This window comes from Streptomyces sp. NPDC039462 (genome assembly GCF_055639375.1).
Genome location: NZ_JBVKAO010000002.1, coordinates 582,244 through 608,762 on the forward strand (window position 1 = coordinate 582,244; position 26,519 = coordinate 608,762).

Genomic DNA, 26,519 nt, shown 5'->3' on the forward strand with positions numbered 1-26,519 from the left:
GGAGCAGTTCGTTCTCGGTGGGCATGAACTCACTCTCAACTCTGGTCGGTGGCGTACGTGTCGGGGTCGGCGTGGCCCGTGATGGAGATGCCGAGGTTGTTGGTGACGAAGTCGAGGACCTCCGCCGCCGTGGCGGCCGCCAGGTCCGCGGCCGGCTCCGCGGGTGCCGGTTCGTCGTCGGCCGGTACGGGGTGTCCGTGCGCCGGCGGTTCGGTCAGGCAGCGCACGGTCTCGGCGAGGGCGGCGCGCTGGCCGCCGGTGAGCCGCAGCCCGTTCAGCCGGGCACCGATCCTGGCGAGGTCGGCCATGATCCCTTCGTAGCCGGGCTGCTGTTCGGCGGCCGGTGCCGTTGCGGAGGCCGGGGCCGGGGCGGGGGTGAGCTTCGTGGCGAGGTGGTCGACGAGAGCGCGCGGGCTCGGGTGGTCGAACACCGCGGTCGCGCTGAGCTTCACACCGACCCGGTTGGTGATCTTGTTGCGGAGTTCCACCGCGGTCAGCGAGTCGAACCCGAGGTCGCGGAACGCCCCGTCGGCGGAGATGCCGCGCGGATCGCCGTGCCCGAGCACCTGGGCGACGTCCGCCAGGACGAGGTCGAGCAGGAGCGCGGTGCGCTGCTCGGCCGGGAGGCCGCGCAGCTTGCTCTCCAGCGACTCGGCGGGCGCCGCCGACGTGCCCGACGCACTCGCCGCGGTCCGGGTCCGCCGTGCGGGCGCCAGGTCCCGGAGCAGCGGCGGCACGGTGTCGGCCGTCCGCAGCGCGGCGCTGTCGACGCGTACCGGAACGAGGTGCGGGGTGGCCGCGGTGAGCGCCAGGTCGAAGGCGGCGAGACCCTCCTCGGTGGTCGTGGGCAGCAGCCCGGTGCGGGCGATCCGGCCGAGGTCGGCGGCGCCGAGGCCGGCCGTCATCGAGCTGGTCTCCTGCCACAGTCCCCAGGCGACGGAGACCGCGGGGGCGCCCGCCGCGTGCCTGCGGGCGGCATAGGCGTCCAGGTAGGCGTTGGCGGCGGCGTAGTTGGCCTGCCCCGCCGAGCCGAGGACTCCGGCGACCGAGGAGAACACGACGAAGGCGGCGAGGTCCGCGTCCGCGGTCGCGTCGTGCAGGGCCCGTACGGCGTCCGCCTTCGGGCGCAGCACGGTGGCGAGGCGCTCCGGGGTGAGGGACGCGAGGACCCCGTCGTCCAGGACTCCCGCGGTGTGCACCACCGCGGTCAGCGGACGCTCCGCGGGGATGCCGGCGAGAGCCGCGGCGAGCTGCTCGCGGTCGGCCACGTCGCAGGCCACGGAACGGATCCGGAGCCCGTCCTCGCGTACGTCCACGGAGTCGAGGACGTCGAGGAGTTCACCGGGGGCGTCGGTACCGCTGCGGCTGAGCAGCAGGACGTCGCGTACGCCGTGTTCGGCGACGAGGCGGCGCAGGACGAGCCGGCCGAGGGTGCCGCTGGCGCCGGTGACGACGACCGTGCCGGCGGGGTCGATGGGGCGGGGGATGGTCAGGACGGCGCGGCCACGCGGCGCGTTCTCCGTGGTGAGGCGGCGGTACGCCTCGGGGGCCGACCGTACGTCGTACGCCGTGAACGGCAGCGCGGGCAGCGCGCCCGAGTCGAACAGTCCGGAGAGTTCGGCGAGGATCGCCTGCCGCCGCCCGGCGTCGGGGACGGTGACCGCGGCGCGCGCGTCGGCGGTGACGTACCGTCCTTCGGCGGTGAGCAGCAGGGCCGCCGACACCTCGGCGCCGGTGCTGCGGTGCGGGTCGACGACGAGGTCGAGACCGGCCGGCACGCGCTGTGCGATGTCGCCGGGCTCGGGCCCGGTGAGGTGGGTGCCGTCGAGGCCGAGGCCGCGCAGGGCGTCGTGGGCGGCCGGCGGCGCGGCCGCGTACACCTCGGCGCCCAGGTGCCGGGCGATCCGGACCGCGGCGAGGCCGACGGGGTCGGCGGCCGCGTGGATCAGCACCCGATGGCCCGCCCGGAGCCCGCCCTCGTCCACGAGTGCGTGCCAGGCGGCGAGGCACGGGGTCGCCGCCGCCGCTGCCTCCGCGAAGGTCAGGGCCTTCGGCAGGGGGGCGACGGAGCGGTGGTCGGTGACGGCGGTCCTGGCGGCGGCGCCACCCTCGGGGAAGACGCCCCAGACGCGGTCGCCCACGGCGGATGCCGTGACCTCCGCGCCGACCTCGGTCACGACTCCGGCGCCTTCGACGCCGGGGGTCCTGTCCCCGTCGGTCAGGTCGTCGGGGGTGATGCCGGCGGCGCGGATCGCGACCCGGATCTCGTGCGGGGCGAGGGGGGCCGTGGAGACGACGGGTACGAGGGCGAGGTTGCCGCCGTCCTCGCGGTCGGGCGCGGACGCGGGCGATGTGCCCTCGCCGGTCACCTCCAGACGCCACTCGGGTGCGCCGTCCGGCAGGTCGAGCAGGTCAGGGGCGGTGCGGCTCAGCCGGGGCACGTACGCCTGCCCGTCGCGCCAGACGATCTCCGGTTCGCCGGTGGCGACGGCCGCGGCGACGGCGTCGGCGGTGCGGGCGGTGCTGACGTCGACGTCGACGAGCAGCAGACGCCCGGGATGTTCGGCCCGGGCGGCCCGGATCAGACCCCATACGGCGGCGGTCGCCGGGTCGGGGAGGCCCATCATGTCGCCCCGGGTGACGACGGCGAGCCGTTCGCCGTCGCCGCCCGTGGCGACACCGGACGTCCCGGATGCCTCAGATATCTCGGATGCCTCAGGTGTCTCGGACGTCTCGGACGTCTCGGACGTCTCGGACGTCTCCGCGAGGAAGCGCTGTACGCGGACGAGCACCTCGGAGAGCCGGGCATGCACGTCGTCGTCGCCGCCGGACCCGACCTCCGTGACCGTGACGCCGGGCACGAGGGCCCCGGCGGTCTCCGGGACGGGCACCGGGCGCCAGTGCAGGTGGAGTCCGCTGTCGCCGGCGGGCGCGGTGGCCGCGGACATCGGCCGCAGCAGCAGCGCGTCCACGGTGACCACGGGCTGCCCCGCGGTGTCGACGGCCGTCAGGGAGACGGCACCGTCGGCGGTGGCGGTGAGCCGGACCCGTACCGCACCGGCCCCGGACGCGTGCAGGGTGACACCCGTCCAGGAGAACGGGAGCAGCGGCCGCGGCCCGTCGGCGCCGGGCAGCGACGGCACACCGAGTGTGACGGCGTGCAGGGCGGCGTCGAGGAGCGCGGGGTGGATGCCGAACGCGCCGGGCTGGGCGGGCGCGGGCAGTTCCGCCTCCGCGTAGAGGGTGTCGGCCGTGCGCCATGCGGTGCGCAGGCCCTGGAAGACGGGCCCGTAGCCGTAGCCGCGCGCGGCCAGGTCGGCGTAGAGACCGTCGACAGGTATGCGCTCGGCGTCGGCGGGCACCGGATCCCCCAGCTCGCCGGGGTGCGCGGGCGTGTCGGCCAGGGTGCCCGTCGCGTGCCGGACCTGTGGCTCGGTGCCGGAGGCCGGGGCGGCCGAGGAGTGGACGGTGACCGTGCGGCGGCCTGTGGCGTCCGGGGCGCCGACGACCACCTGGAGGTAGACGGCGGCGTCGGCGGGCAGCGGCAGCGGTGCCTGGAGGGTCAGTTCCTCGACGACGGGGCAGCCCGTCTCGGCGCCGGCGTGCAGGGCCAGGTCGAGGAAGGCGGTGCCGGGCAGGATGACCGTGCCGCCGATCGCGTGGTCGGCGAGCCACGGATGGGCGCCGGGCAGGATCCGCCCGGTGAGCACCGTCTGTCCGTCGGGCAGGTGGACGGCGGCGCCGAGCAGCGGGTGCCGGGTGCCGGTGAGGCCGGCGGCCCGGATGCCGACGGTCGACGCGGCGGCGTCCTGCCAGTAGCGCTGTCCCGCGAAGGCATAGCCGGGCAGTTCGGTGGAGCGGCCGCCCGGCAGCACCCGGTGCCACTGCACCGGCGTGCCGGTCACGTACGTCTCGGCGAGGGCCCGGGCGAGGGCCAGGGCCTCGTCCTGACCGGACTTGAGGGTGGACACGGCGACGTACGCGTCTCCGTCGTCCCCGAGGTACTCGTCGAGCGTGGCGTGCGCCATCGGGGTCACGGCGGCTTCGGCACCGACCTCGAGGAAGGCGCGGACGCCGTGCTCGGCGAGGGCGCGCACACCGTCGGCGAAGCGGACGGCGCTGCGGACGTGCTCCACCCAGTACTCGGGGGTGCACAGGCGCTCGGTGTCGACAGGGCCGCCGGTGACGTTCGAGATCACGGGTATCCGCGGCGCGTTGAAGGACAGCCCCGACAGCACCTCGGCGAACTCGTCGAGCATGGCGTCCATGCGGTGCGAGTGGAACGCGTGCGAGACCGCGAGCCGGTGCACCCGGTGGCCTGCGGCCCGGAAGTGGTCGGCGACGTCGAGCGCGGCGGCCTCGTCACCGGAGACGACGACGGACTGCGGGCCGTTGACGGCGGCGATCCCGACGGCGTCGGCCAGGCCCGCCTCCGCGATGTACGCGCGGGTCTCCTCCTCGTCTGCCGCGACGGCCACCATCGCCCCGCCTTCCGGCAGGGCCTGCATGAGGCGGCCGCGGGCCGCGACGAGGGCGCAGGCGTCGGGCAGCGAGAGGACGTGCGCCGCGTAGGCCGCGGTGATCTCGCCGAGGGAGTGCCCCATCACGTGTCCGGGGGCCACCCCCCAGTCCCTGAGCAGTGCGAGGAGGCCGACCTCCAGTGCGAACAGGCCGGTCTGGGTGTACATGCTCTGCTGCAGCAGCGGGGCGAGCGGGGAGTCCTCGGGTGCGAACACGACGTCACGCAGCGGGTGTTCGGCGTATCCGTCGAGGTGGGCGTCGACCGCGGCGCACACGGCGTCGAAGGCCTCGGCGAAGACGGGGTACCGCCCGTACAGCTCCTGCCCCATGCCGGCGCGCTGGGAGCCCTGCCCGGAGAAGACCAGAGCGAGCCCGCCCGCCCCGACGGCCGGGACGGCGCCGGTGACGGCGGCGGGGGCGTCCTCGCCGCGGGCGACGGCCGCGAGCGCCTCGGTGAGGCCGTCGAGTCCGGTGCCCAGGACGACGGCCCGGTGGTCCATCAGCGCACGGCCGGTGGCCAGGGTGTGGCCGATGTCGCGCGGGTCGACGGCGGTGTCCCCGGCGGTGCCCTCGGCGAGGTGGTCGAGCAGCCGCGCCGCCTGCCGCCGCAGCCCGTCGGCGGTCCTGGCCGACAGGGGCCAGGGGATGATGGGGGTGGTGGGGGTGCCGGGGGCGTCCTGGGGCGCCGACGCGTTCTCAGGTGCCACCTCAGGCGCCGGCTCAGGCGCCGCTTCGAGGATCACGTGTGCGTTCGTCCCGCTGATGCCGAACGACGACACGGCGGCACGGCGCGGCCGATCCAGCTCCGGCCACTCCTGCTGCGACGCGAGCACGCTCACCGCACCGGATTCCCAGTCGACGTGCCGGGACGGCGTGTCGGCATGGAGCGTGCGCGGCATGACACCGTGCCGCATGGCCTGCACCATCTTGATGATGCCCGCGACACCGGCGGCAGCCTGCGTGTGCCCGATGTTGGACTTGACGGAACCGAGCCGCAACGGCCGCTCCGCGTCCCGCCCTTGACCGTACGTGGCAAGCAGCGCCTGCGCCTCGATCGGATCGCCCAACGACGTACCCGTACCGTGCGCCTCCACCACGTCCACGTCCGCCGACGACAGCCGCGCACTGGCCAGCGCGTCGCGAATGACGCGCTGCTGCGAGGGCCCGTTGGGGGCGGTCATGCCGTTGCTGCCGCCGTCCTGGTTCACCGCCGACCCTCGTACGACCGCGTGGACGCGATGCCCGAGGCGCCGCGCATCCGACAGCCGCTCGACGACCAACAGGCCCACACCCTCGGCCCAGCCCGCCCCGTCGGCGTCGTCCGAGAACGCCTTGCAACGGCCGTCCACAGACATCGCCCGCTGCCGCGAGAACTCCACGAACGTCGTCGGCGTCGACATGACCGTCACGCCACCCGCCAGAGCGAGGGTGCACTCACCGTTCCTGATCGCCTGCACCGCCAGATGCAGAGCCACCAGAGACGACGAGCAGGCCGTGTCGATGGTCATCGCAGGGCCTTCGAGCCCCAGTTGGTACGAGATGCGGCCCGACGCCACGCTGGACGCGCTGCCCAGCATGCGGAAGCCGTCCATGCCTTCGACGGGCTCGTGCAGCGGCGGACCGTACTCCATCGGCATGAGTCCGGTGAAGACACCGGTCCTGCTGCCGCGCAGGGAGTCGGGGGCGATGCCGGTCCGCTCCAGTGCCTCCCACGCCGTCTCCAGGAGGAGCCGCTGCTGCGGGTCCATCGCCGCGGCCTCGCGGGGGCTGATCCCGAAGAACTCGGGCTCGAACACGGCGGCGTCGTGCAGGAAGCCACCGCGTCGGGTGTACGTCTTGCCGGCCCGGTCGGGGTCGGGGTCGTACAGGTCGGCGATGTCCCAGCCGCGGTCGTCGGGGAAGTCGGTGATCGCGTCGACCCCGTCGAGGGTCGCCTGCCACAGCTCCTGCGGCGACCTGATCCCGCCCGGGAAACGGCAGGCCATCCCCACGATGACGATCGGGTCGTCGTCCGTGGCGACTCCCCCGGCCGCCGGGGCCGGCGCCGCCGGAGCCGCGTCCGTCCCTCCGACCTCCTCCTGGAGGAAACCGACCAGCGCGGTCGGCGTCGGATAATCGAAGACGAGAGTCGAGGGCAGCTTGAGGCCTGTCACCGTCTGCAGCCGCTGCCGCAGCTCAAGGCCGGTGAGCGAGTCGAGGCCCAGTTCGCGGAAGGCGCGGTCCGCCTCGACGGAGGAACCCGAACCGAGCCCGAGCACCAACGCCACCTGGCTGCGCACGAGTTCGAGCAGTACGTCCTGCCGCTCGCCCTCCTCCAGCGCCACCATCTCGGTGGCCCACGACGAGGCCTGTCCGGCCCCGACGGCGGCCGCTGCCCGGCGCGCGGGGGCACGTACGAGCGACTTGAACACGGCGGGCAGCCGGTCCTGCGCCGCCTGGTTGCGCAGCGCGGGCAGGTCCAGGCGGGCCGGGAACAGGGTGGCCCGGTCGGCGGCAAGGGCCGCGTCGAACAGGGCGAGGCCCTGCGCGGGGGACATCGGGGCGAGCCCGCCCCGGGTGAGCCGGGCGATGTCGGTCTCGTCGAGGTGCGCGGTCATGGCGCTGTCGCCGCCGGCCCAGAACCCCCAGGCCAGCGAGGTCGCCGCGAGCCCTTCGGATCGGCGAGTGCGGGCGAGGGCGTCCAAGTAGGCGTTGGCAGCGGCGTAGTTGGCCTGGCCCGCCGTACCCATCACACCGGCGGCGGACGAGAACAGCACGAACGCGGCGAGGTCGGCGTCCCGCGTCAGCTCGTCCAGATGGCGGGCTCCGTCGACCTTCGGGCGCATGACGGTGTCGATGCGGGCGGGGGTCAGGGCAGTGACGATGCCGTCGTCCAGTACGCCCGCCGCGTGGATCACAGCGGTCAGCGCGCGGTCGTCCGGAATGCCCGCCAAGGCGGCCGCGAGGCTCTCCCGGTCGGCGACGTCACAGGCCGCGAAGGTCGCGGTCGCACCGGCCTCGGCCAGCTCGGCGGCCAGCTCCTCGGACCCTTCGGCGCCACGACGGCTGACGAGCAGCAGATGGCGTACGCCGTACTCGGCCACGACATGCCGCGCGACAAGCCGACCGAGAGAGCCACCGGCACCGGTGATCAGGACCGTGCCGTTCGGGTTCCACCGAGGAGCGGAGGGGGCGGCACCGGAGTCGGTCTCGGCACTGACGGTCATCAATCGCGGCGCACTCAACTTTCCATTGACCCAGGCGAGTTGCGGCTCGCCGGAGCCGAGTGCGGCGAGCAGCACCGACTGGGTCTCGCTGTCCGCGGGTGCGTCCTCCGTGGCCACGTCGACGACCACGATCCGCCCGGGGTGCTCGGTCTGTGCCGAGCGCAGCAGGCCCCACACGGCCGCGGTGGCCGGGTCGGGCAGCGTGCCCGCGATGCCGCCTCGGGTCACGACGGCGAGCCGGGACCCCTCGTCGTCGGCCGATGCGGAGAGGAAGTCCTGGACCGTCTCCAGTACGTCGGCCACGCTGGTCCGGACGTCCCCGCCCGGTTCGACGTGGGTAACGACCACATCGGCCGGCAGCCCACCACCGGAAGCACCAGAAGGTATCGCCGATACGGGTACGTCGACCCACCGCACCTCGAACAGCGGGTCACCGCCCGCGACCGCCGCACCCAACTGCTCCCGCGACATCTTCTGCAACCGCAGCTCGTCCACCGACACCACCGGCAGCCCGGCACCATCGAACGCCGCCAACCGCACAGCACCGTCGGCATCCCTCGACAACCGCACCCGCAGCGCCGACGCGCCCACCGAATGCAGCCGCACCCCACTCCACGAGAACGGCACCCACAGGTCGCCCGAGGGAAGCGGATGCAGGGCCGCGTCGAGCAGTGCCGGGTGAATGCCGAACTCGTCGCTGTCCACGGGCAACTGGACCTCGGCGAACAGTTCGTCGCCGTCGCGCCACAGCGCGCTCAGCCCCTGGAACACAGGCCCGTAGCCGTAACCGAGGCCGGCCAGCGTCTCGTAGGCGTCCGCGACGTCCACGCGCTCGGCACCGGCCGGCGGCCACTGCCCCTCCAGTCGCTCCTCCGACGCGACGGAAGCGGTGTCCGTGAGCACTCCGACGGCGTGCCGCACCCAGTCCGCTCCCCCGGCCATGTCGGCGTCGGCGTCCTGGACCTGGGAGTGCACGGTGACGGTCCGGCACCCGGCGTCGTCCGGCGCCCCCACCGAGACCTGCACCGACACCTGATCGTCCTCCGCCAGTACGAGCGGCCGCTCCAGCGTCAGCTCATCGATGACACCGCAGCCGACCTCGTCGGCGGCGCGGAGCGTCATCTCGATGAAGGCGGTACCCGGGAGGAGGACGGTGCCGAAGACACCATGGTCGTCGAGCCACGGGTGAGTGGAACGGGACAGCCGCCCGGTGAGGACCACCTCGTCGCCACCGGCCATCCGGACAGCGGCGCCGAGCAACGGGTGCCCGGCGGGCCGCAGCCCGAGCCCGGCCGCATCCACCACGGAACGCCCCGCGGACAGCCAGTGACGACGACGCTGGAAGGCATACGTCGGCAGCTCGACAAGCCGACCACCCGCCACCCACGGCGACCAGTCCACCGCCACACCCGCGACGAACACCTCGGCCAGACTCTGTGCAAGCCGAGCCGAACCCCCTTCGTTGCGTCGCAGCGTCCCCACCGCGGTCACGCCCGCGACGCCCTCACCCTCGGCGGCCTGCGTGACCGCCCCCACGAGCACGGGGTGGGGGCTGGCCTCGACGAAGACGCGGTGACCGGCCTCCAGGAGGTGGTGCAGGGCGGCATCGAAGCGGACGGTCTGACGCAGATTCGTGAACCAGTACTCGGCGTCCATCACCGCCGTGTCGATCACATCACCCGTGACGGTGGAGAACAGCGGGACCTGGCTGCTCTTCGGCTCAATGGCCGCCAGCACGTCCAGCAGTTCCTCGCGCAAGTCCTCGACCTGCGGCGAATGCGAGGCGTAATCCACCGCGATCCGCCGCACCTGAACCCCATCGGCCTCACACGCAGCCATGAACGCATCCAGCTCATCGGGCGAACCCGACACCACCACCTGCTCAGGACCATTGACCACAGCAACCTGAAGCCCCGCGGTCAACCGCCCCACAACCTGTGCCTCCGGCGCCAGAACGGACACCATCCCGCCCTTGCCCGCCAACCGCACAATCGCCCGCGACCGCAACGCCACCACACGCGCCGCATCACTCAACGACAGAGCACCCGCCACACACGCGGCAGCGATCTCACCCTGTGAGTGCCCCACCACAGCAGCAGGCCGCACGCCCAGCGAACGCCACACCTCCGCCAGCGACACCATCACCGCGAACAACACCGGCTGCACCACATCAACCCGACGCAGCGCCTCCTCATCCCCCTCCCGAACCACATCCAGAAGGGACCAGCCGTCCACGAACGGCTCCAGCGCCGCACCACACTCCGCCATCCGCGACGCAAACACCGGCGAGAACTCCAACAGTTCCCGCGCCATGCCCACCCACTGCGAGCCCTGCCCCGGGAACACGAACACCGCACCACCATCAGCGGCACCCGACCCCACACGGCCCGACACGACACCCGAAGCCTCACGCCCGGCCGCCAACTCACGCAAAGCAGCCGTCAGTTCATCGAGGTCACTGCCGAGTACGACCGCACGGTGCTCCAACCCCGCACGCCCACTCGCCAACGTGAAGCCCACATCCCGCAGCCCCAGCCCCGGCAGCTCACCCTCACCGAGCCGGGCCACCAACCGCCCCGCCTGCTCCGCCAGCGCCGCCTCGCTCCGCGCCGACAACACCCACGGCACCACCGGAGTGGCCACGACGGCCGGCGTCTCGGGCAGTGCGGGGGACTCGGTCGGCACGGTCTCCTCGGCCGGGGCCGCCTCCAGGATCACGTGCGCGTTCGTCCCGCCGATGCCGAAGGACGACACACCGGAGCGGCGGGGGCGGTCGAGCTCCGGCCACTCCTGGTTCTCGGTGAGCAGCCTGACCTGGCCGGACTCCCAGTCGACGTGGTGGGAGGGCGTGTCGGCGTGGAGCGTGCGCGGCATGACGCCGTGCCGCATGGCCTGCACCATCTTGATGATGCCCGCGACACCGGCCGCGGCCTGCGTGTGCCCGATGTTGGACTTGATGGAACCGAGCCACAACGGCCGCTCCGCGTCCCGCCCTTGACCGTACGTGGCGAGCAGCGCCTGCGCCTCGATCGGATCGCCGAGTGCGGTGCCGGTGCCGTGCGCCTCGACGGCGTCGACGTCGGCCGTGGTCAGCCGTGCGCCGGCCAGCGCGTCGCGGATGACGCGCTGCTGCGAGGGGCCGTTCGGCGCGGTGAGGCCGTTGCTGCCGCCGTCCTGGTTCACCGCACTGCCCCGCACCACCGCGAGAACCTGATGCCCGAGGCGCCGCGCATCCGACAGCCGCTCGACGACCAACAGGCCCACACCCTCGGCCCAGCCCGCCCCGTCGGCGTCGTCCGAGAACGCCTTGCAGCGACCGTCCACCGACATCGCTCGCTGCCGCGAGAACTCCACGAACGTCGTGGGCGTCGACATGACCGTCACGCCACCCGCCAGAGCCAGCGAGCACTCCCCGTTCCTGATCGCCTGCACCGCGAGATGCAGCGCCACCAGCGACGACGAGCAGGCCGTGTCGACGGTCATCGCAGGGCCTTCGAGCCCCAGCTGGTACGAGATGCGGCCCGACGCCACGCCACCGCTGTTACCGGTGATCATCAGGCCTTCGACGTCCTCGGTCGCCTCGCCGATCCAGGTTCCGTAGTCGTGGTACATGAGCCCGGTGAAGACGCCGGTCCTGCTGCCGCGCAGGGAGTCCGGGTCGATGCCGGTCCGCTCCAGCGCCTCCCACGCCGTCTCCAGCAGGAGCCGCTGCTGCGGATCCATCGCAGCCGCCTCACGCGGACTGATGCCGAAGAACTCCGCGTCGAAGTCGCCGACACCGGCCAGGAATCCGCCCCGGCGGGAGTAGCTCGTACCGACGTGGCCCGGGTCCGGGTCGAAGAGGTTCGCCAGGTCCCAGTCGCGGTCCTCAGGGAAGTCGGTGATCGCGTCGACCCCGTCGAGGGTCGCCTGCCACAGCTCCTGCGGCGACCCGATCCCGCCCGGGAAACGGCAGGCCATCCCCACGATGGCGATCGGGTCGTCGTCCGTGGCGACTCCCCCGGCCATCAGCGCCGGTGCCAACGGAGCCGCGTCCGTCCCTCCGACCTCCTCCTGGAGGAAACCGACCAGCGCGGTCGGCGTCGGATAATCGAAGACGAGAGTCGAAGGCAGCCGCAGCCCCGTCGCCGTCTGCAACCGCTGCCGCAGCTCCAGGCCCGTCAGGGAGTCGAAGCCCAGATCACGGAAGGCGCGGTCCGCCTCGACGGAGGAACCCGCACCGAGGCCCAGCACCAACGCCACCTGGCCACGGACGAGTTCGAGCAACGCCTCGCGCCGCTCGCCTTCCTCCAGCGCCGCCATTCCGGCGGCCCACGACGAGGCTTCCTCCGCGGTGGGCGCGACGGCCCGGCGTACGGGCGCACGTACCACCGACTTGAACACCGCGGGCAGCCGGTCCTGCGCCGCCTGGTTGCGCAGCGCGGGCAGGTCGAAGCGGGCCGGGACGATGGTCGCCCGGTCGGCCGCCAGAGCGGCGTCGAAGAGGGCGAGGCCCTGGGCCATCGACATGGACCCGAGGCCGCTGCGGGAGAGCCGCGCGATGTCGGCCTCGTCGAGGTGCGCGGTCATCGCACTGTCGCCGGCCCACAGGCCCCAGGCCAGCGAGGTAGCCGCGAGCCCTTCGGCACGGCGACCGAGGGCGAGAGCGTCCAAGTAGGCGTTGGCGGCTGCATAGTTGGCCTGGCCCGCCGTACCCATCACACCGGCGGCGGACGAGAACAGCACGAACGCGGCGAGGTCGGCGTCCCGCGTCAGCTCGTCCAGGAGCCTGGCCCCCTCGGCCTTCGGGCGCATCACAGTGTCGACCCGCTCTGCGGTCAGGGCGGTGACGATGCCGTCGTCCAGCACGCCCGCCGCGTGGATCACGGCGGTCAGCGCGCGGTCGTCCGGAATGCCCGCCAGAGCGGCCGCAAGGCTCTCCCGGTCGGCGACATCACAGGCCGCGAAGGTCACGGTCGCACCGGCCTCGGTCAGCTCGGCAGCCAGCTCCTCGGACCCTTCGGCGCCTCGACGGCTGACGAGCAGCAGATGACGTACGCCGTACTCGGCCACGAGGTGCCGGGCGAAGAGCTGCCCCAGCGCGCCACTCGCTCCCGTGATCAGTACCGTGCCGTCGGGGTTCCACGTCGGCGCGGCACCCGTCTCCTCGGTGACGGTCATCAGCCGGGGCGCCAGCACCCTGCCGCCGTCGAGGGCGAGTTGCGGTTCCCCGCTGGACAGCGCCGACACGACAACTGTGTCCATCTCCGCGTCCGTCTGCGCGCTCTCGGGCACGTCGACGACCACGATCCGCCCGGGCTGCTCGGCCTGCGCCGAACGCAGCAGACCCCACACGGCGGCCGTCGCCGGATCCGGCGTCTCCGTCATCCCGCCGCGCGTGATCACGACGAGGCGGGCTTCCTCCGCCGACTCGGCCAGGAAGCGCTGCACCGTCTCCAGCACCTCCGCGACCCGCGCACCGGCGTCCCCGCCGGGTTCGACGTGGGCGACGACGACATCGTCCGGAAGCCCACCACCGGAAGCACCAGACAGCGCCGCCGATACGGGTACGTCGACCCACCGCACCTCGAACAACGGGTCACCACCCGCGACCGCCGCACCCAGCTGCTCCCGCGACATCTTCTGCAACCGCAGCTCGTCCACCGACACCACCGGCAGACCCGCACCATCGAACGCCGCCAACCGCACAGCACCGTCCACGGCCCTCGACAACCGCACCCGCAGCGCCGACGCGCCCACCGAATGCAACCGCACCCCACTCCACGAGAAGGGGACCACGATCTCCCCGGCGAGCAGCGGGTGCAGCGCCGCATCCAGCAGCGCCGGGTGAACGCCGAACTCATCGGCCTCCGTCGGGAGCCGCACGTCGGCGAACAGGTCGTCCCCCGCACGCCACAGCGCGCTCAGCCCCTGGAACACGGGCCCGTAGCCGTAGCCGAGGCCGGCCAGCGTCTCGTAGGCGTCCGCGACGTCCACGCGCTCGGCACCGGCCGGCGGCCACTGCCCCTCCAGCCGCTCGGCTCCGGCCGACGCCCCGTCGGCCAGCGAGCCCACGGCATGCCGGATCCACTCCGCGCCCGACTCCAGAGCAGCGTCGGCTTCCTGGACGCGCGAGTGCACGGAGATGGTCCGGCGCCCCTCCTGGTCCGGGGCCCCCACCGACACCTGCACGGACGTCGACACGCCCGGCGACAGCACGAGCGGTCGCTCCAGCGTCAGCTCGTCGATGGCACCGCAACCGACCTCGCTCCCGGCGTGCAGCGCCAGCTCGACGAAGGCGGTACCGGGCAGGATGACGGTTCCGTAGACGGCATGGTCCTCCAGCCACGGGTACGTGTTCAGCGACAGCTGCCCCGTGAGGACGAGGCCTTCCTGCGGTGCGAGAGCAACGGCGGCGCCGAGCAGCGGGTGCCCGGCGGGCCGCAGCCCGAGCCCGGCCGCGTCCACCACGGAACGCCCCGCGGGCAGCCAGTGACGACGACGCTGGAAGGCGTACGTAGGCAGCTCCACGAGCCGACCACCCGCCACCCACGGCGACCAGTCCACCGCCACGCCCGCGACGAACACCTCGGCCAGACTCTGCGCAAGCCGAGCCGAACCGCCCTCATTCCGCCGCAGCGTCCCCACCGCGGTCACACCCGCGACACCCTCACCCTCGGCGGCCTGCGTGACCGCCCCCACGAGCACGGGGTGGGGGCTGGCCTCGACGAAGACGCGGTGACCGGCCTCCAGGAGGTGGTGCAGGGCGGCATCGAAGCGGACGGTCTGACGCAGATTCGTGAACCAGTACTCGGCATCCATCACCGCCGTGTCGATCACATCACCGGTGACGGTGGAGAACAGCGGAACCTGACCGCTGCGCGGCTCGATCTCCCCGAGCACATCCAGCAGCTCATCGCGCAGGGCCTCGACCTGCGGTGAGTGCGAGGCGTAATCCACCGCGATCCGCCGCACCTGCACCCCGTCGGCCTCACAGGCGGCCATGAACGCATCCAGCTCGCCGGGGGAACCCGACACCACCACCTGCTCAGGACCATTGACCACAGCAACCTGAAGCCCCGCGGTCAACCGCCCCACAACCTGTGCCTCCGGCGCCAGAACGGACACCATGCCGCCCTTGCCCGCCAACCGCACGATCGCCCGCGACCGCAACGCCACCACACGCGCCGCATCACTCAACGACAGAGCACCCGCGACACACGCGGCAGCGATCTCACCTTGGGAGTGCCCGACCACCGCAGCGGGCCGCACGCCCAGCGAACGCCACGACTCCGCCAGCGACACCATCACCGCGAACAACACCGGCTGCACCACATCAACCCGACGCAGCAGCTCCTCATCGCCCTCCCGGACCACGTCCAAGAGAGACCAGCCGTCCACGAACGGCTCCAGCGCCGCACCACACTCCGCCATCCGCGACGCGAACACCGGCGAGAACTCGAGGAGTTCCCGAGCCATGCCCACCCACTGCGAGCCCTGCCCCGGGAACACGAACACCGCGCCACCATCGGCGGCACCCGAGCCCGCACGGCCCGACACGACACCCGAAGCCTCACGACCGGCCGCCAACTCACGCAAAGCCGCCGTCAATTCGCCCACATCGCTACCGAGTACAACCGCACGGTGCTCCAACCCCGCACGCCCACTCGCCAGCGTGAATCCCACATCCCGCAGCCCCAGCCCCGGCAGCTCACCCTCACCGAGCCGGGCCACCAACCGCCCCGCCTGCTCCGCCAGCGCCGCCTCACTCCGCGCCGACAACACCCACGGCACCACCGAAGCGGGCCCCTCAACCACAGGCACCGACACGTCGTCCTCAGGCGCCGCTTCGAGGATCACGTGCGCGTTCGTACCGCTGATGCCAAACGACGACACCGCAGAGCGACGCGGCCGATCCAGCTCCGGCCACTCCTGCTGCGACGCCAGCACGCTCACCGCACCGGATTCCCAGTCGACGTGCCGGGAGGGCGCGGAGACGTTCAGGGAGCGCGGCATGACGCCGTTGCGCATCGCCTGCACCATCTTGATGACGCCGGCGACACCCGCCGCCGCCTGCGTATGGCCGATGTTGGACTTGATGGAACCGAGCCACAACGGCCGCTCCGCGTCCCGCCCTTGGCCGTACGTGGCAAGCAGCGCCTGCGCCTCGATCGGGTCACCCAGCGACGTACCCGTACCGTGCGCCTCCACCACGTCCACATCCGCCGACGACAGCCGCGCACTGGCCAGCGCGTCACGGATCACACGCTGCTGCGAGGGGCCGTTCGGGGCGGTCAGGCCGTTGCTGCCGCCGTCCTGGTTGACCGCACTGCCCCGCACCACCGCAAGGACCTGATGCCCGAGCCGACGCGCCTCCGAGAGGCGTTCCACGACCAGCATGCCCACGCCCTCGGCCCAGCCGGTGCCGTCCGCGTCGTCCGAGAACGGCTTGCAGCGGCCGTCGGCGGCGAGGCCGCGCTGGCGGGAGAACTCGACGAACATGCCCGGCGTCGACAGCACCGTCACGCCGCCCGCCAGAGCCAGCGAGCACTCACCGCTCGCGACCGACCGCACCGCCAGGTGCAGGGCCACCAGGGACGACGAGCAGGCGGTGTCGACCGTCATCGCCGGGCCCTCGAGGCTCAGCTGGTACGAGATGCGGCCCGACGCCACGCTGGAGGTGTTGCCGGTGAGCCGGAAGCCTTCGGTGCCGTCCGTCGGGGCGTCGAGATGCGGACCGTACTCCATGTTCGTGGCGCCGACGAAGACGCCGGTCCTGCTGCGGCGCAGGGAGTCCGGGTTGATCCCGGTCCGCTCCAGCGCCTCCCACGCCGTCTCCAGGAGGAGCCGCTGCTGCGGGTCCATCGCCGCCGCCTCGCGGGGGCTGATCCCGAAGAACTCGGCGTCGAAGTCGCCTGCGGCGGACAGGAATCCGCCGCGGCGCGTGTACGTCGTGCCGGGGTTGGCCGGGTCCGGGTCGTACAGGTTCGCCAGGTCCCAGCCGCGGTCCTCGGGGAAGTCGGACGTGGCGTCCACGCCGGCGGCGAGCGCCTCCCACAGCTGCTGCGGCGAGTCGATGCCGCCGGGCAGCCGGCAGGCCATGCCGACGATCGCCACGGGATCGTCGTCGCCGGCCGCCGCCCCCGGCGCCCCGGCGGCCGCCGTGGTGTCTGCGGGCGCGTCGAGCGCGCCGACGATGCGTTCGTGCAGGTGGTCGGCGAGGTCGCGGAGCGTCGGGTAGTCGAAGAGAATGCTCGCGGGCATCCGCAGGCCCGTCGCCGAGACGAGGCGGTTGCGCAGCTCGACGGAGAGGACCGAGTCCAGGCCGAGGTCGCGGAAGGTCGCGTCCGGGTCGACGGTCGCGGTGCCGGTGAGGCGCGCCATGTGGTCGGCGAGCCAGCGGACCAGGAAGCCGTCGGGTTCGCTGCGGATGCTGTCGCGCAGGGCGAGCGTCGCGGAGCTGAGGTGCTCCTCGGCCTCCTCGGCGGCGGGCCGTTCGTCGAGCCAGTGGCGGCGGCGCTGGAAGGCGTACGTGGGCAGGTCCACCATCCGCGCCAGGCCGACGGCAGCCGTCCAGTCGACGGGGGTGCCCGCGGTCCACGCTGTGGCGAGGCCGGTCAGCAGGGCCTGCGGTTCGGGGTGGTCGCGGTGCTGCAGCGCCACCGCGATCTCCGTCTCGGTGGTCGCGACGAGCGGGGTGAGCACGCTGCCCGGGCCGAGTTCGACGAACCGGGTCACGCCCTGGACGCGGCATTCGGCGAGCGCGTCGTGGAAGCGGACGGTGGCACTGAGGTGCCCGATCCAGTACTCCTCGGTGAGCGCGGCGCCGGTCCGTCCGGTGACGGTGGAGACGATGGGGACGGTCGGCTCGGAGACGTCGAGGCCGCGGATGCGGCGGGCGAACTCGTCCAGCATGGGGGCCATCAGCGGCGAGTGGGCGGCGTTCTTGACCCGCAGGCGGCTCGTGCGGTGGCCGCGGGCGGCGAGCGCCTCGGCGATCCGGGTGACCGACTCGTCGGCGCCGGAGAGCACCACGGCACGGGGGCCGTTGATGACGCCGACCGCGACGTCGTCGACGCCGTCGAGGGCGGTGAGCAGCTCCTCCTCGGTCGCCTCGACCGCGATCATGGCGCCGCCGGGCGGCAGTTGCTCCATGAGTTCACCGCGGGCGGCGACGAGGGCGGCGGCGTGGGCGAGCGGCAGGGCGCCGGAGACGTGGGCGGCGACGATCTCACCGAAGGAGTGGCCGACCAGCAGGTCCGGGGTGACGCCCCAGGAGGTGACGAGGCGGTACAGGGCGACCTGGAAGGCGAACAGGGCGGGCTGCATGTACCGCATGCCGTCGAGCGCCTCGGCGGCCGCGTCGTCATCGTCGCCGAGCAGCACCGCGCGCAGCTCGAGGCCGGGGACGAAGTGGTCGAGCACCTCGTCGAGGGCGGCGGCGAACACGGGGTACGTCTCGTACAGTTCACGCCCCATGCCGACGCGGTGGGAGCCGACGCCGGAGAACAGGAACGCGGTCCGGCCGGGCTCGGCGACTCCGGTCACGGCCTCTTCGTGGAGGCGTGCCAGGCCTGCCGTGAAGTCGTCCCGGTCCTTGCCGACGACGACGGCACGGTGCTCGAAGGTGGAGCGTCCGGCGGCGAGCGTGCGGGCGACGTCGGCGGTGCCGGTGTCCGGGTGCTGCTCGATGTGGGTGAGCAGGCGTGCGGCCTGCGCATCGAGGGCTTCACCGGTGCGGGCCGACAGGACCCAGGGAAGAGGACGGTCGGCTGTGGGGCGGGGGGTGTCGTCGAAGGCCTCGGCGGGGCGGGGTGTGCCGTCGTGGGCCTCGGCGGGGCGAAGTGTGTCGTCGAGGGTCTCGGCGGGTTCGGGCGCCTCCGTCAGGACGACGTGGCAGTTGGTGCCGCCGATTCCGAACGAGCTGACGCCCGCGACAAGTTGCTCGTCGGGCGCGGGCCAGTCGCCCGGCTCGGTCTGCACCACGAGGTTCAGGTCGTCCAGGGGGATCGCCGGGTTGGGCGCGGTGAAGTGCAGGCTGGCCGGCAGCCTGCGGTGACGCAGGGCCAGTGCGGCCTTCAGCAGGCCGACGATGCCCGCGGCGGCCTCCAGGTGCCCGATGTTCGTCTTGACCGAGCCGACGCGCAGCGGCTCCCGGCCCGTGTCCCCGGCCGCACCGCCGCGCGCGATGACGTCGGCGACGGCCGCCGCCTCGACGGGGTCGCCGACGGGCGTACCGGTGCCGTGGAGTTCGACGTACTGGACGGTGTCGGGGCTGATCCCGGCGTCGGCGTAGGCCCGGCGCAGCACGTCGCGCTGGCCGTCGGCGTCGGGGTCGGTGAGGCGTTCGCCGCCGCCGTCGTTGTTGACGGCGCTGCCCTCGATGACGCAGTAGACGCGGTCGCCGTCCGCGAGCGCGCGGTCCAGCGGCTTGAGGAGGACGACTCCCCCGCCCTCCCCGCGTACGAACCCGTCGGTGTTCTCGTCGAAGGTGGCGCAGCGCCCCTTCGCGGACAGCGCGCCGAGGCCGGCGGTGGAGCGCATGCTCTCCGGCGAGAGGATCAGGTTCACGCCGGCCGCGAAGGCGAGGTCTGCGTCGCCGCTGCGGATGCTCTCGCAGGCCAGGTGGACGGCGACCAGGGACGAGGCCTGTGCGGCGTCGACGGCGAGGCTGGGGCCGCGCAGGCCCAGGTGCCAGGAGACGCGGTTGGCGATGACGGCGCGGTGGCGGCCCGTGAAGTCGTGCGGTCCGCCGGGTCCCGGGGTCTCGCCGCGGGCGGCGAGACCCGCGTAGTCGTCGGAGGAGACGCCGACGAAGACACCGGTGCGGGAGCCGCGCAGCCGGTCGTCGCGGACACCGGCGTCCTCCATGGCCTCCCACACCAGTTCCAGCGCGAGGCGCTGCTGGGGGTCCATCGCGGCCGCCTCGTCGGGGGCGATGCCGAAGAAGGAGGCGTCGAAGGAGGCGACGTCGTCGAGGAAGCCGCCGCGCCAGGACGGGCTGCCGGCACCGCGGTCCGCAGGCCAGGCCGAGACGGCGTCGGTGCCCTCCATCAGGAGGCTCCACAGCTGTGCCGGAGTCGACGCCGAGGGCACTCGGCAGGAGGCCCCGATCACTGCGATGGCGGTGCCGCGGGCCTCGCCCGTCCTCTGCTCGTCTGACCTGGATGCCTTCATACGGCGAGTATCTGGTTCGGACCCGGGTATGGACTTCGGCCAGAGGACGGTGCTCGTCGGCCGGGCTTAGGGGCAGGTACGAGCCCGGGAACCTGGACTTTCGGCCAGGTCCCTGCCCCGTACGACGACGGGGGTGCCCGCACGGCCGAACCGTGCGGGCACCCCCGTCGTCGCGTACCAGCGCGCCGTCCTCACATGGCCGGCGCCAGGGCGATCAGCTGTGCCCGGGAAGCCACATGGGCCTTGGCGAGCACATTGGAGACGTGGAATTTGATCGTCTTCTCACTCAGGCCGAGCCGCCGGGCGATCTCTTTGTTCGCGAGCCCCCTGCGCACCAGTTGCAGCACCTCGGACTCGCGGGAGGTGAGCGGCGCATGTGTGGGCACCGCCGAGAGGTGGCGCGGGGCCATGGCCCGGGTGAGCTTGAGCAGCGCCCCGCTGAGACCGGGCGAGACGTAACCGGTGCCGTCGACCGCCTTGCGGACCGCCACGGCGAGGTCTTCCACGGGGTCGTAGCAGTGCACCAGCGCACCCACGTTCACCTGCGTGAGGCTGATCCAGCGGGTGGCTGAATCCGTGTCCCCGACGACGACGAGCGCGGCATCGACACCGGCGAGTTCCCGGGCGTGGCCGAGATGCAGTTGCCCGTCGAGCACCACGGCATCCGGATCACACAATTCCGCCGCGGAAAGGAGCTCCGAGAGCTCGGCGACCTCGGCGACGACGGACAGTGCGGGATCCTTTTCCAGCGATCTCCGGATGCCGAGACGCGCATAGGGATGCGGATCACAAATGATGATTCGTGCCTGACTTCGCTGACTTCCCCGGTTCAATTGGAAGACCCCCCGTTGATCGAGCCTTCTTTTTCGTCGCGCATATTTCGCCCAGCGAAAAAGAACGCACCGGCCTATTCAGATTTTCCGAGCGAGGGACGGCGCGGGCGCCGCCCTCATGACGACGCAGGCACACGCTCCTCGATCTCGATCGCGCCCACCGGGCACATCTGCGCCGCCGTCTCGACGAGTTCGTACAGATCCTGGGGCGGCTCCGCGATCTGCAGCAGCACGAGCCCCTCCTTCTCGTCCTGGTCGAACACTTCCGAGACCGTCGCCACGCAGTTGCCCGCGCCCGCGCACAGCCCCCTGTCCACCGTGATCCGCATCGTCATCACGTCACCACGTCACCGGCAGCTCGGCCACACCGAACGTCACGGCCATGGGGCGCTGCGGGACGTCGGCGAGGGAGAGTTCGGAGCGCAGCTTCGGGAAGCGGCGGGCCAGTTCGACGAGTGCCACGCGCAGCTCGGCGCGGGCCAGCGGCTGGCCGATGCACTGGTGGAGGCCGAAGCCGAACGCCATGTGGCGGTGCGCCTCGCGCCGCTGCGGGTCGAACAGGTCCGGGTCGGAGAAGACCGACCGGTCGCGGTTGGACATCGCGAGCATCGCGACGACGCCCTCGCCCGCGCGGATCTGCTGCCCGCCGATCTCCGCGTCCTCCATCGCCAGGCGCGGCAGCCCCGTGCGTACGACGGTGAGGTAGCGAAGGAGCTCCTCGACCATGCCCGGCGCCAGCGACGGGTCCTCGCGCAGGGCTTCGAGGTGCTCGGGGTGCTGCAGGAGCACCAGCGCCGAGAGGCCGATCATGTTGGCGGTGGTCTCGTGGCCGGCCACCAGCAGGAGCATGGCCAGGCTGACGAGTTCGTCCTTGCGCAGCTCGCCGGTGTCCACGCGCTCCAGCGTGAGCCGGCTGAGGAGGTCCTCGCCGGGGTCCTTACGCTTGGCGTCGACGAGGTCGCCGAGGAGGCCGGCGAGGGCGCCGAGAGCCGCTTCGACCTCCGCGGGGCCCGACTTCCTGTCCATGATCACGCGGCTGTGGTCCTGGAAGAAGTCGTGGTCGGCGTACGGGACGCCGAGCAGGTGGCAGATCGTCATGGACGGGACGGGGAGCGCGAACTCCGCCATCAGGTCGGCGGGCGCGCCGAGCTTCTCCATCCGGTCGAGCGCCTCGACGACCGTCTCCTCGATGAGCGGTTCGATCCGCCGAATGTTCTTGATCATGAATTCGGCGGTCAGCATCTTGCGGAACCGGCTGTGCGCGTCGCCGTCCATGAAGATGAAGAGGCCCGACGCGTCGTCCTGCTTCGGCGGGATCGGGTTCAGCACCGGGAACCCGGGCTTGTACTGATCGGAGCTGAAGCCCGGGTGCCGCAGCAGCTGCCGCACGTCCTCGTGGCGGGTGACGAGCCACGCCCACCCCCCGAACGGAAGCCTGACCTTCCCCACGGGCCCTTCGAGCCGTTCCAGGTCCGATCCCGTGACCGGGATGAACGGATTGTCGTCCGGACCAATGAACGGGTATGCCGGCAGCCCGGCAATGTCTATCTCGGCCACGTCCCCCATGTTTTCCAACACCTCGCACGACTCGTATCCGAAAGTGGATTCAGCCTAACAAGGCGGTTGGCTCAAACAAGCCGGTTTACGGGGATAGATTTCGTCGTGATCAAGGTCACACCATAAAAACAATTCCGCAATAGTTCCGCTGGATCACGGCAATATTCTCGCTAGAATCCGGCTGGAGACCGTATCGGCGACGCTTGACATCTGTTCCGTGAGATAGAAATGCCCGCCGGGCCGGGTCTCCATTTCGAAGCCGCCCTCAGTGTGCTCGGCCCAGGCACCGGCCTCCTCGGGCGTGACTCGGCCATCGTCGGCGCCAACGATCACGTGGATGGGCGCCGACAGCGGGGGACGGGGTACGTACCGGTAGGTTTCGGCCGCCTTGTAGTCGCTGCGGATCGCGGGCAGCGCCCTGCGCAGCAGCTCCTCGTCCTCGAAGACCCGGGCGTCGGTGCCGCTGAGCGCCCGCAGTTCGTCGATCAGGCCGCGGTCGTCCCGCAGATGGATGGGCGACGGGTTGTCGCGCAGCCGGGACGGCGCGCGCCTGCCGGAGGCGAACACGGCCAGCGGCGGCGAACCCGCGCTTTCCAGGCGTACGGCCAGTTCGTAACCGACCATCGCACCCATGCTGTGCCCGAAGAGCGCCAGCGGCCGGTCGGCCCACGGCAGCACCTCGTCGAGCAGCGCGTCGGCGAGACCGGTGACGGAGTCGACGCACGGCTCGTGCCAGCGGTCCTGCCGCCCCGGGTACTGCACCGTCAGTACGTCGACCTCCGGCCCGAACGCACGGGCGAACGGCAGGTAGAACGAGGCGGAGCCGCCGGCGTGCGGCAGACACAGCAGCCTCGCGCGCGCCCCCTCGGCCGGCCGGTACCGGCGGATCCAGGGACTGCTCCCCGCGGTCTTCGTGGTCATCCTCGCTCCCCCTTCGCAGTCATCTCCGTTCGCCCTTCGCCGGTCAGGCGGCGGCGCGGAACGCGAAGCGCACGAAGGTGAGTTCCTCCGAGAGGTCCCACAGCCTGCGGCCGCTCTCCTCGTCCGCGGCCCGCGGCGCCAGCTCCACCGTCTTCGGCGCGCCGCGCAGTTCGGCCATCCCGTCGGGGCCGATGAACTGGCCACCCGTCACGCTCGGGTCGGTCGCCGCGAACAGCGTGGGCAGCGCGCCCTGGGCGGGGGTCTGGGCGAGCGGCAGCAGCAGCCGCCCGAACAGGAACTTCACCATGCCCGCGGGCGAACTCGTCTGAAGGTTGGTCGAGGTGTAGCCGGGGTGGGCGAGCAGGCTGCGCACCGGGCTCCCAGCCGCGGTCAGCTTCTGGTGGAGCTGCCAGCCGAAGACGGCGTTCGCCAGCTTCGACTGGTTGTAGTAGCCCATCGGCGAATACTTGCGCTCGCCGTTGATGTCGTCGAAGAAGAGCTTCGCCTGGCGGTGGTTGGGAGAGCTCACGGTCACGACGCGGGGGTCGTCCCCGGCTTCCAGGAGGTCGAGCAGCAGCCCGGTGAGCGCGAAGTGGCCGAGGTGGTTGGCGGCGAACTGCAGCTCGTGGCCCTGGGGGCTGAGCAGCCGGTTCGGCGGCGCCATCAGGCCGGCGTTGTTGACGAGCACGTCCAGGCGCGCGTGATCCGCGTGCAGCTTGTCGGAGAAGGCGCGGACGGAGTCCACGTCCGCCAGGTCGACGCGCCGCACTTCAAGGGCGGCGCCCGGGATCTCGGCGGTGAGCCGCTCGGCCGCGGCCCGGCCCTTGGCCTCGTCGCGTACGGCGAGGATCACGCGCGCGCCCTTGCGCGCCAAGGCCCGGGTGGTCGCGAGACCGAGGCCGCTGTTGGCCCCGGTGACGACGATGACTCGGTTGCTCTGGTCAGGGATCTGCTCGGCGGTCCAGCCACGCTGATTACTCATACGACACAAGCTGCCCCACGTGACACTCGGCGTCAAGACTTGCCTTTAATGCCTCTAGTTGCTTTCGATGCCGCCTCGTACTCTTGATGCCGCGCAGGGCACGAAATGTACACTGAGGCAGTGAGTACCCACCCGGAAGTGAGCCTGGCCCAACGCAAGCGCCAACTCGTCTCGGACGAGCTGACGTCGGCCGCGCTGCGGCTGCTGGCCCGGAGGGGGTTCGACGCGGTCACGGCCGACGAGATCGCGGCCGTCGCGGGGGTGTCCAAGCGGACCTTTTTCCGGTACTTCGCGTCCAAAGAGGACGTGGTGATCCACCTGCTGGCCGACGTGGGCACCGACATGCGCGCGGAGCTGGCGTCCCGCCCGGCGGACGAACCGCCGTCGGTGGCACTGCGCCACACCGTCTGGGTCTCCGTGAACGCCTGCGCGGGGCCGGGCCAACAGGCCCTGCGCGTCACCCAGTTGATACTCGAAAGCCCCGCCCTGCACGCCCGCTTCCTGGAACGCCAGGCACAGTGGGGCGACGAACTCGCCGAGGAACTCGCCCACCGCCTCGACCTGGACCCGCGGACGGACCTCTATCCCCAACTGGCCGCCCGTATCGCCCTGTCCGCCTTCGGAGCCGTGCTGCAGAGGTGGAGCGCGGGGGACGGGGCGGAGGACCCGGCCGCCCTGACGGACCGGGTCTTCGCCGTCATCGCGCCGGCGCTGGACGCGGTGCGCCGGAGGTAGGCGGACGGAGCCACCGGCGCACCCTCCACACCGTCAGGACGCTTCGGCGCCCCTCACCGCAGGTCGTGGCTGCGCGGCGTCGGCGGCTTGCCCCAGCCCGCAAGGTGCAGGACCCACGTGGCGAGCAGCGCCACCACCAGGAGACCGGCCCCCAGCCAGAGCCCGGGGCGCCAGCCGACGACGCCCACCCCCGCGGACACGGCCCCGAGCATCGCGATGAGGGAGCCCGTCCACCCCGCGACAGTGTGGCCCTCGTCGTGGAGTCCACTCACGTTCCTGCCTCCTTCTTGTACGCGCACACACGCCGTAAGATGTCTTAGCAGGTAAGTAATTTATCTTAGCCAGTAAGGGAGTTCAATGCCGGGAATGCAGGGGAAGCAGGGGAAGACCCGCCCCGCCGTCTCCGCGGCGGACGCCATCGGCGCGCTGGACGACCTCGTCGCCACCAACCTGATCGGCCGTCAGGAACTGGCTCGCAACCTGGGCCTGAGCGTCAAGGACCTGGTCTGCTTCGCCCACGTCCTGGAGGCGGACGCGCCGGTCACCGCGGGTGACCTGGCCGGCCGGGCCCAGGTCACGACGGGCGCCGTCACCGGCATCCTGAACCGCCTGGAGCGCGGCGGATTCGTGGAGCGCAGACCCGACCCCACCGACCGGCGCCGGGTGCTCGTCACCCCGGTCCCGGCCGCCGCCGAGCGGGTGCAGGCCGTCTACGGCCCGTACTCCAAGCTGCTCACCGAGCTCTGCGCGCGGTACTCGGCGGAGGAGCTCGCGGTGATCACCGACTGGCTCACCGGCGCCGCGGCCCTGGCCCGCACGTATCTGGAGGACTCCTGCTGAGAGCCGCCCACGACCGCCGCGGTCAGATCAGCCGGGCCAACACCGCGCGCAGGTCGGCCGGTTCGCGGTAGAGCAGGCCGGTCATGCCGAGCGCGACGGCGGCGTCCACGTTCTCCTGCCGGTCGTCCACGAAGAGGCAGCGGTCCGGGGCGGCACCGGCGCGCTCGGCGGCCGTCTCGTAGATGCGCCGGTCCGGCTTGGTGATGCCGAGGTCGGCGCTGCTGACGACGTCGTCGAGGCAGCCGCCAGGACCGGTGAGACCGAGCAGGGCGAGATCGTCGGCGAGCCACGGCGTCGCGTTGGTGACGAGCAGGACGGGCAGCCCGGCCGTACGCGCCTGCCGCAGCAGCCCCACCACGGCGTCGTCGGCCCGGAACTTGGTCTCGGCGAGCACCGTCCCGAGCTCGTGCCCGCGCGCCCACGGCACCCGGTCGGCGAGGCCGTCCGCGATCGCCGCGATCCACTGCTCCTTGGTGATCTCGCCGCGCATCAGCGGCATGTCGGTCTCGGGCCGGAAGGCGATCTCGGCGGTACTGCCGGATGACAGCCCGGCCGTGCGCTCCAGCTCCTCCAGCTCCGCCATGTCGTAGAACCGGATCACACCGTCGAGGTCACACAGCACGGCATCGAACACCCGACCGCAGATCGTCATCCCCTGTGTCTATCACGGGGTAGCGGGACGCCCGGGGGGCCGGGCGGGCAGACGGCAGACGGGCAGGCGGCAGGCGGCAGGCGGGCAGGCGGGCAGGCGGGCACACAGGAACACGG

9 protein-coding genes and 1 pseudogene are annotated in these 26,519 nt (G+C 72.3%); 2 read left to right on the forward strand and 8 right to left on the reverse strand.

Annotated elements, in window-relative coordinates:
* Nucleotides 1-35: 35 nt before the first annotated feature.
* The 6 genes from ACZ7LU_RS13215 to ACZ7LU_RS13240 all read right to left on the reverse strand — a co-directional run bounded on the left by ACZ7LU_RS13215 (nt 36) and on the right by ACZ7LU_RS13240 (nt 24,176).
* On the reverse strand, nt 36-19,883 hold the full coding sequence (locus tag ACZ7LU_RS13215) for an SDR family NAD(P)-dependent oxidoreductase (protein WP_471916739.1): 19,848 nt from the start codon (nt 19,881-19,883) through the stop codon (nt 36-38).
* 191 nt (nt 19,884-20,074) lie between these two features.
* A complete protein-coding gene (locus ACZ7LU_RS13220) occupies nt 20,075-20,716 on the reverse strand; it encodes a response regulator transcription factor (protein WP_468092307.1) in 642 nt (213 codons plus the stop codon).
* 116 nt (nt 20,717-20,832) lie between these two features.
* Nucleotides 20,833-21,051 carry a ferredoxin gene (locus tag ACZ7LU_RS13225; RefSeq protein ID WP_471916740.1) on the reverse strand — a complete coding sequence of 73 codons (219 nt, stop codon included), beginning with the start codon at nt 21,049-21,051 and terminating at the stop codon, nt 20,833-20,835.
* 4 nt (nt 21,052-21,055) lie between these two features.
* Nucleotides 21,056-22,282 carry a cytochrome P450 gene (locus ACZ7LU_RS13230; protein WP_468564195.1) on the reverse strand — a complete coding sequence of 409 codons (1,227 nt, stop codon included), beginning with the start codon at nt 22,280-22,282 and terminating at the stop codon, nt 21,056-21,058.
* Nucleotides 22,283-22,426: 144 nt separating this feature from the next.
* Nucleotides 22,427-23,194 (reverse strand): thioesterase II family protein, encoded by a 768-nt coding sequence (locus tag ACZ7LU_RS13235; RefSeq protein ID WP_471916741.1) that lies wholly within the window; start codon nt 23,192-23,194, stop codon nt 22,427-22,429.
* Between the two features lie 43 nt (nt 23,195-23,237).
* Nucleotides 23,238-24,176 (reverse strand): oxidoreductase, encoded by a 939-nt coding sequence (locus ACZ7LU_RS13240; protein ID WP_471916742.1) that lies wholly within the window; start codon nt 24,174-24,176, stop codon nt 23,238-23,240.
* A gap of 105 nt (nt 24,177-24,281) precedes the next feature.
* On the opposite strand from ACZ7LU_RS13240, the gene ACZ7LU_RS13245 reads away from it, so the two are divergent.
* Entirely contained in the window at nt 24,282-24,911 is a 630-nt protein-coding gene (locus ACZ7LU_RS13245) for an acyl-CoA-like ligand-binding transcription factor (protein ID WP_468092299.1), read from the forward strand.
* A 62-nt stretch (nt 24,912-24,973) separates the two neighbouring features.
* Here the strand turns inward: ACZ7LU_RS13245 and ACZ7LU_RS13250 are convergent.
* Nucleotides 24,974-25,183 (reverse strand): annotated as a pseudogene (locus ACZ7LU_RS13250) (HGxxPAAW family protein); the annotation flags it as partial.
* A 94-nt stretch (nt 25,184-25,277) separates the two neighbouring features.
* Between ACZ7LU_RS13250 and ACZ7LU_RS13255 the strand changes: the two are divergent.
* On the forward strand, nt 25,278-25,751 hold the full coding sequence (locus ACZ7LU_RS13255; RefSeq protein WP_471916743.1) for a MarR family winged helix-turn-helix transcriptional regulator: 474 nt from the start codon (nt 25,278-25,280) through the stop codon (nt 25,749-25,751).
* A gap of 22 nt (nt 25,752-25,773) precedes the next feature.
* On the opposite strand, the gene ACZ7LU_RS13260 is transcribed toward ACZ7LU_RS13255, so the two are convergent.
* Nucleotides 25,774-26,403, reverse strand: a complete 630-nt coding sequence (locus ACZ7LU_RS13260) for an HAD-IA family hydrolase (RefSeq protein WP_471916744.1) — start codon at nt 26,401-26,403, stop codon at nt 25,774-25,776.
* Between the last annotated feature and the right edge of the window lie 116 nt (nt 26,404-26,519).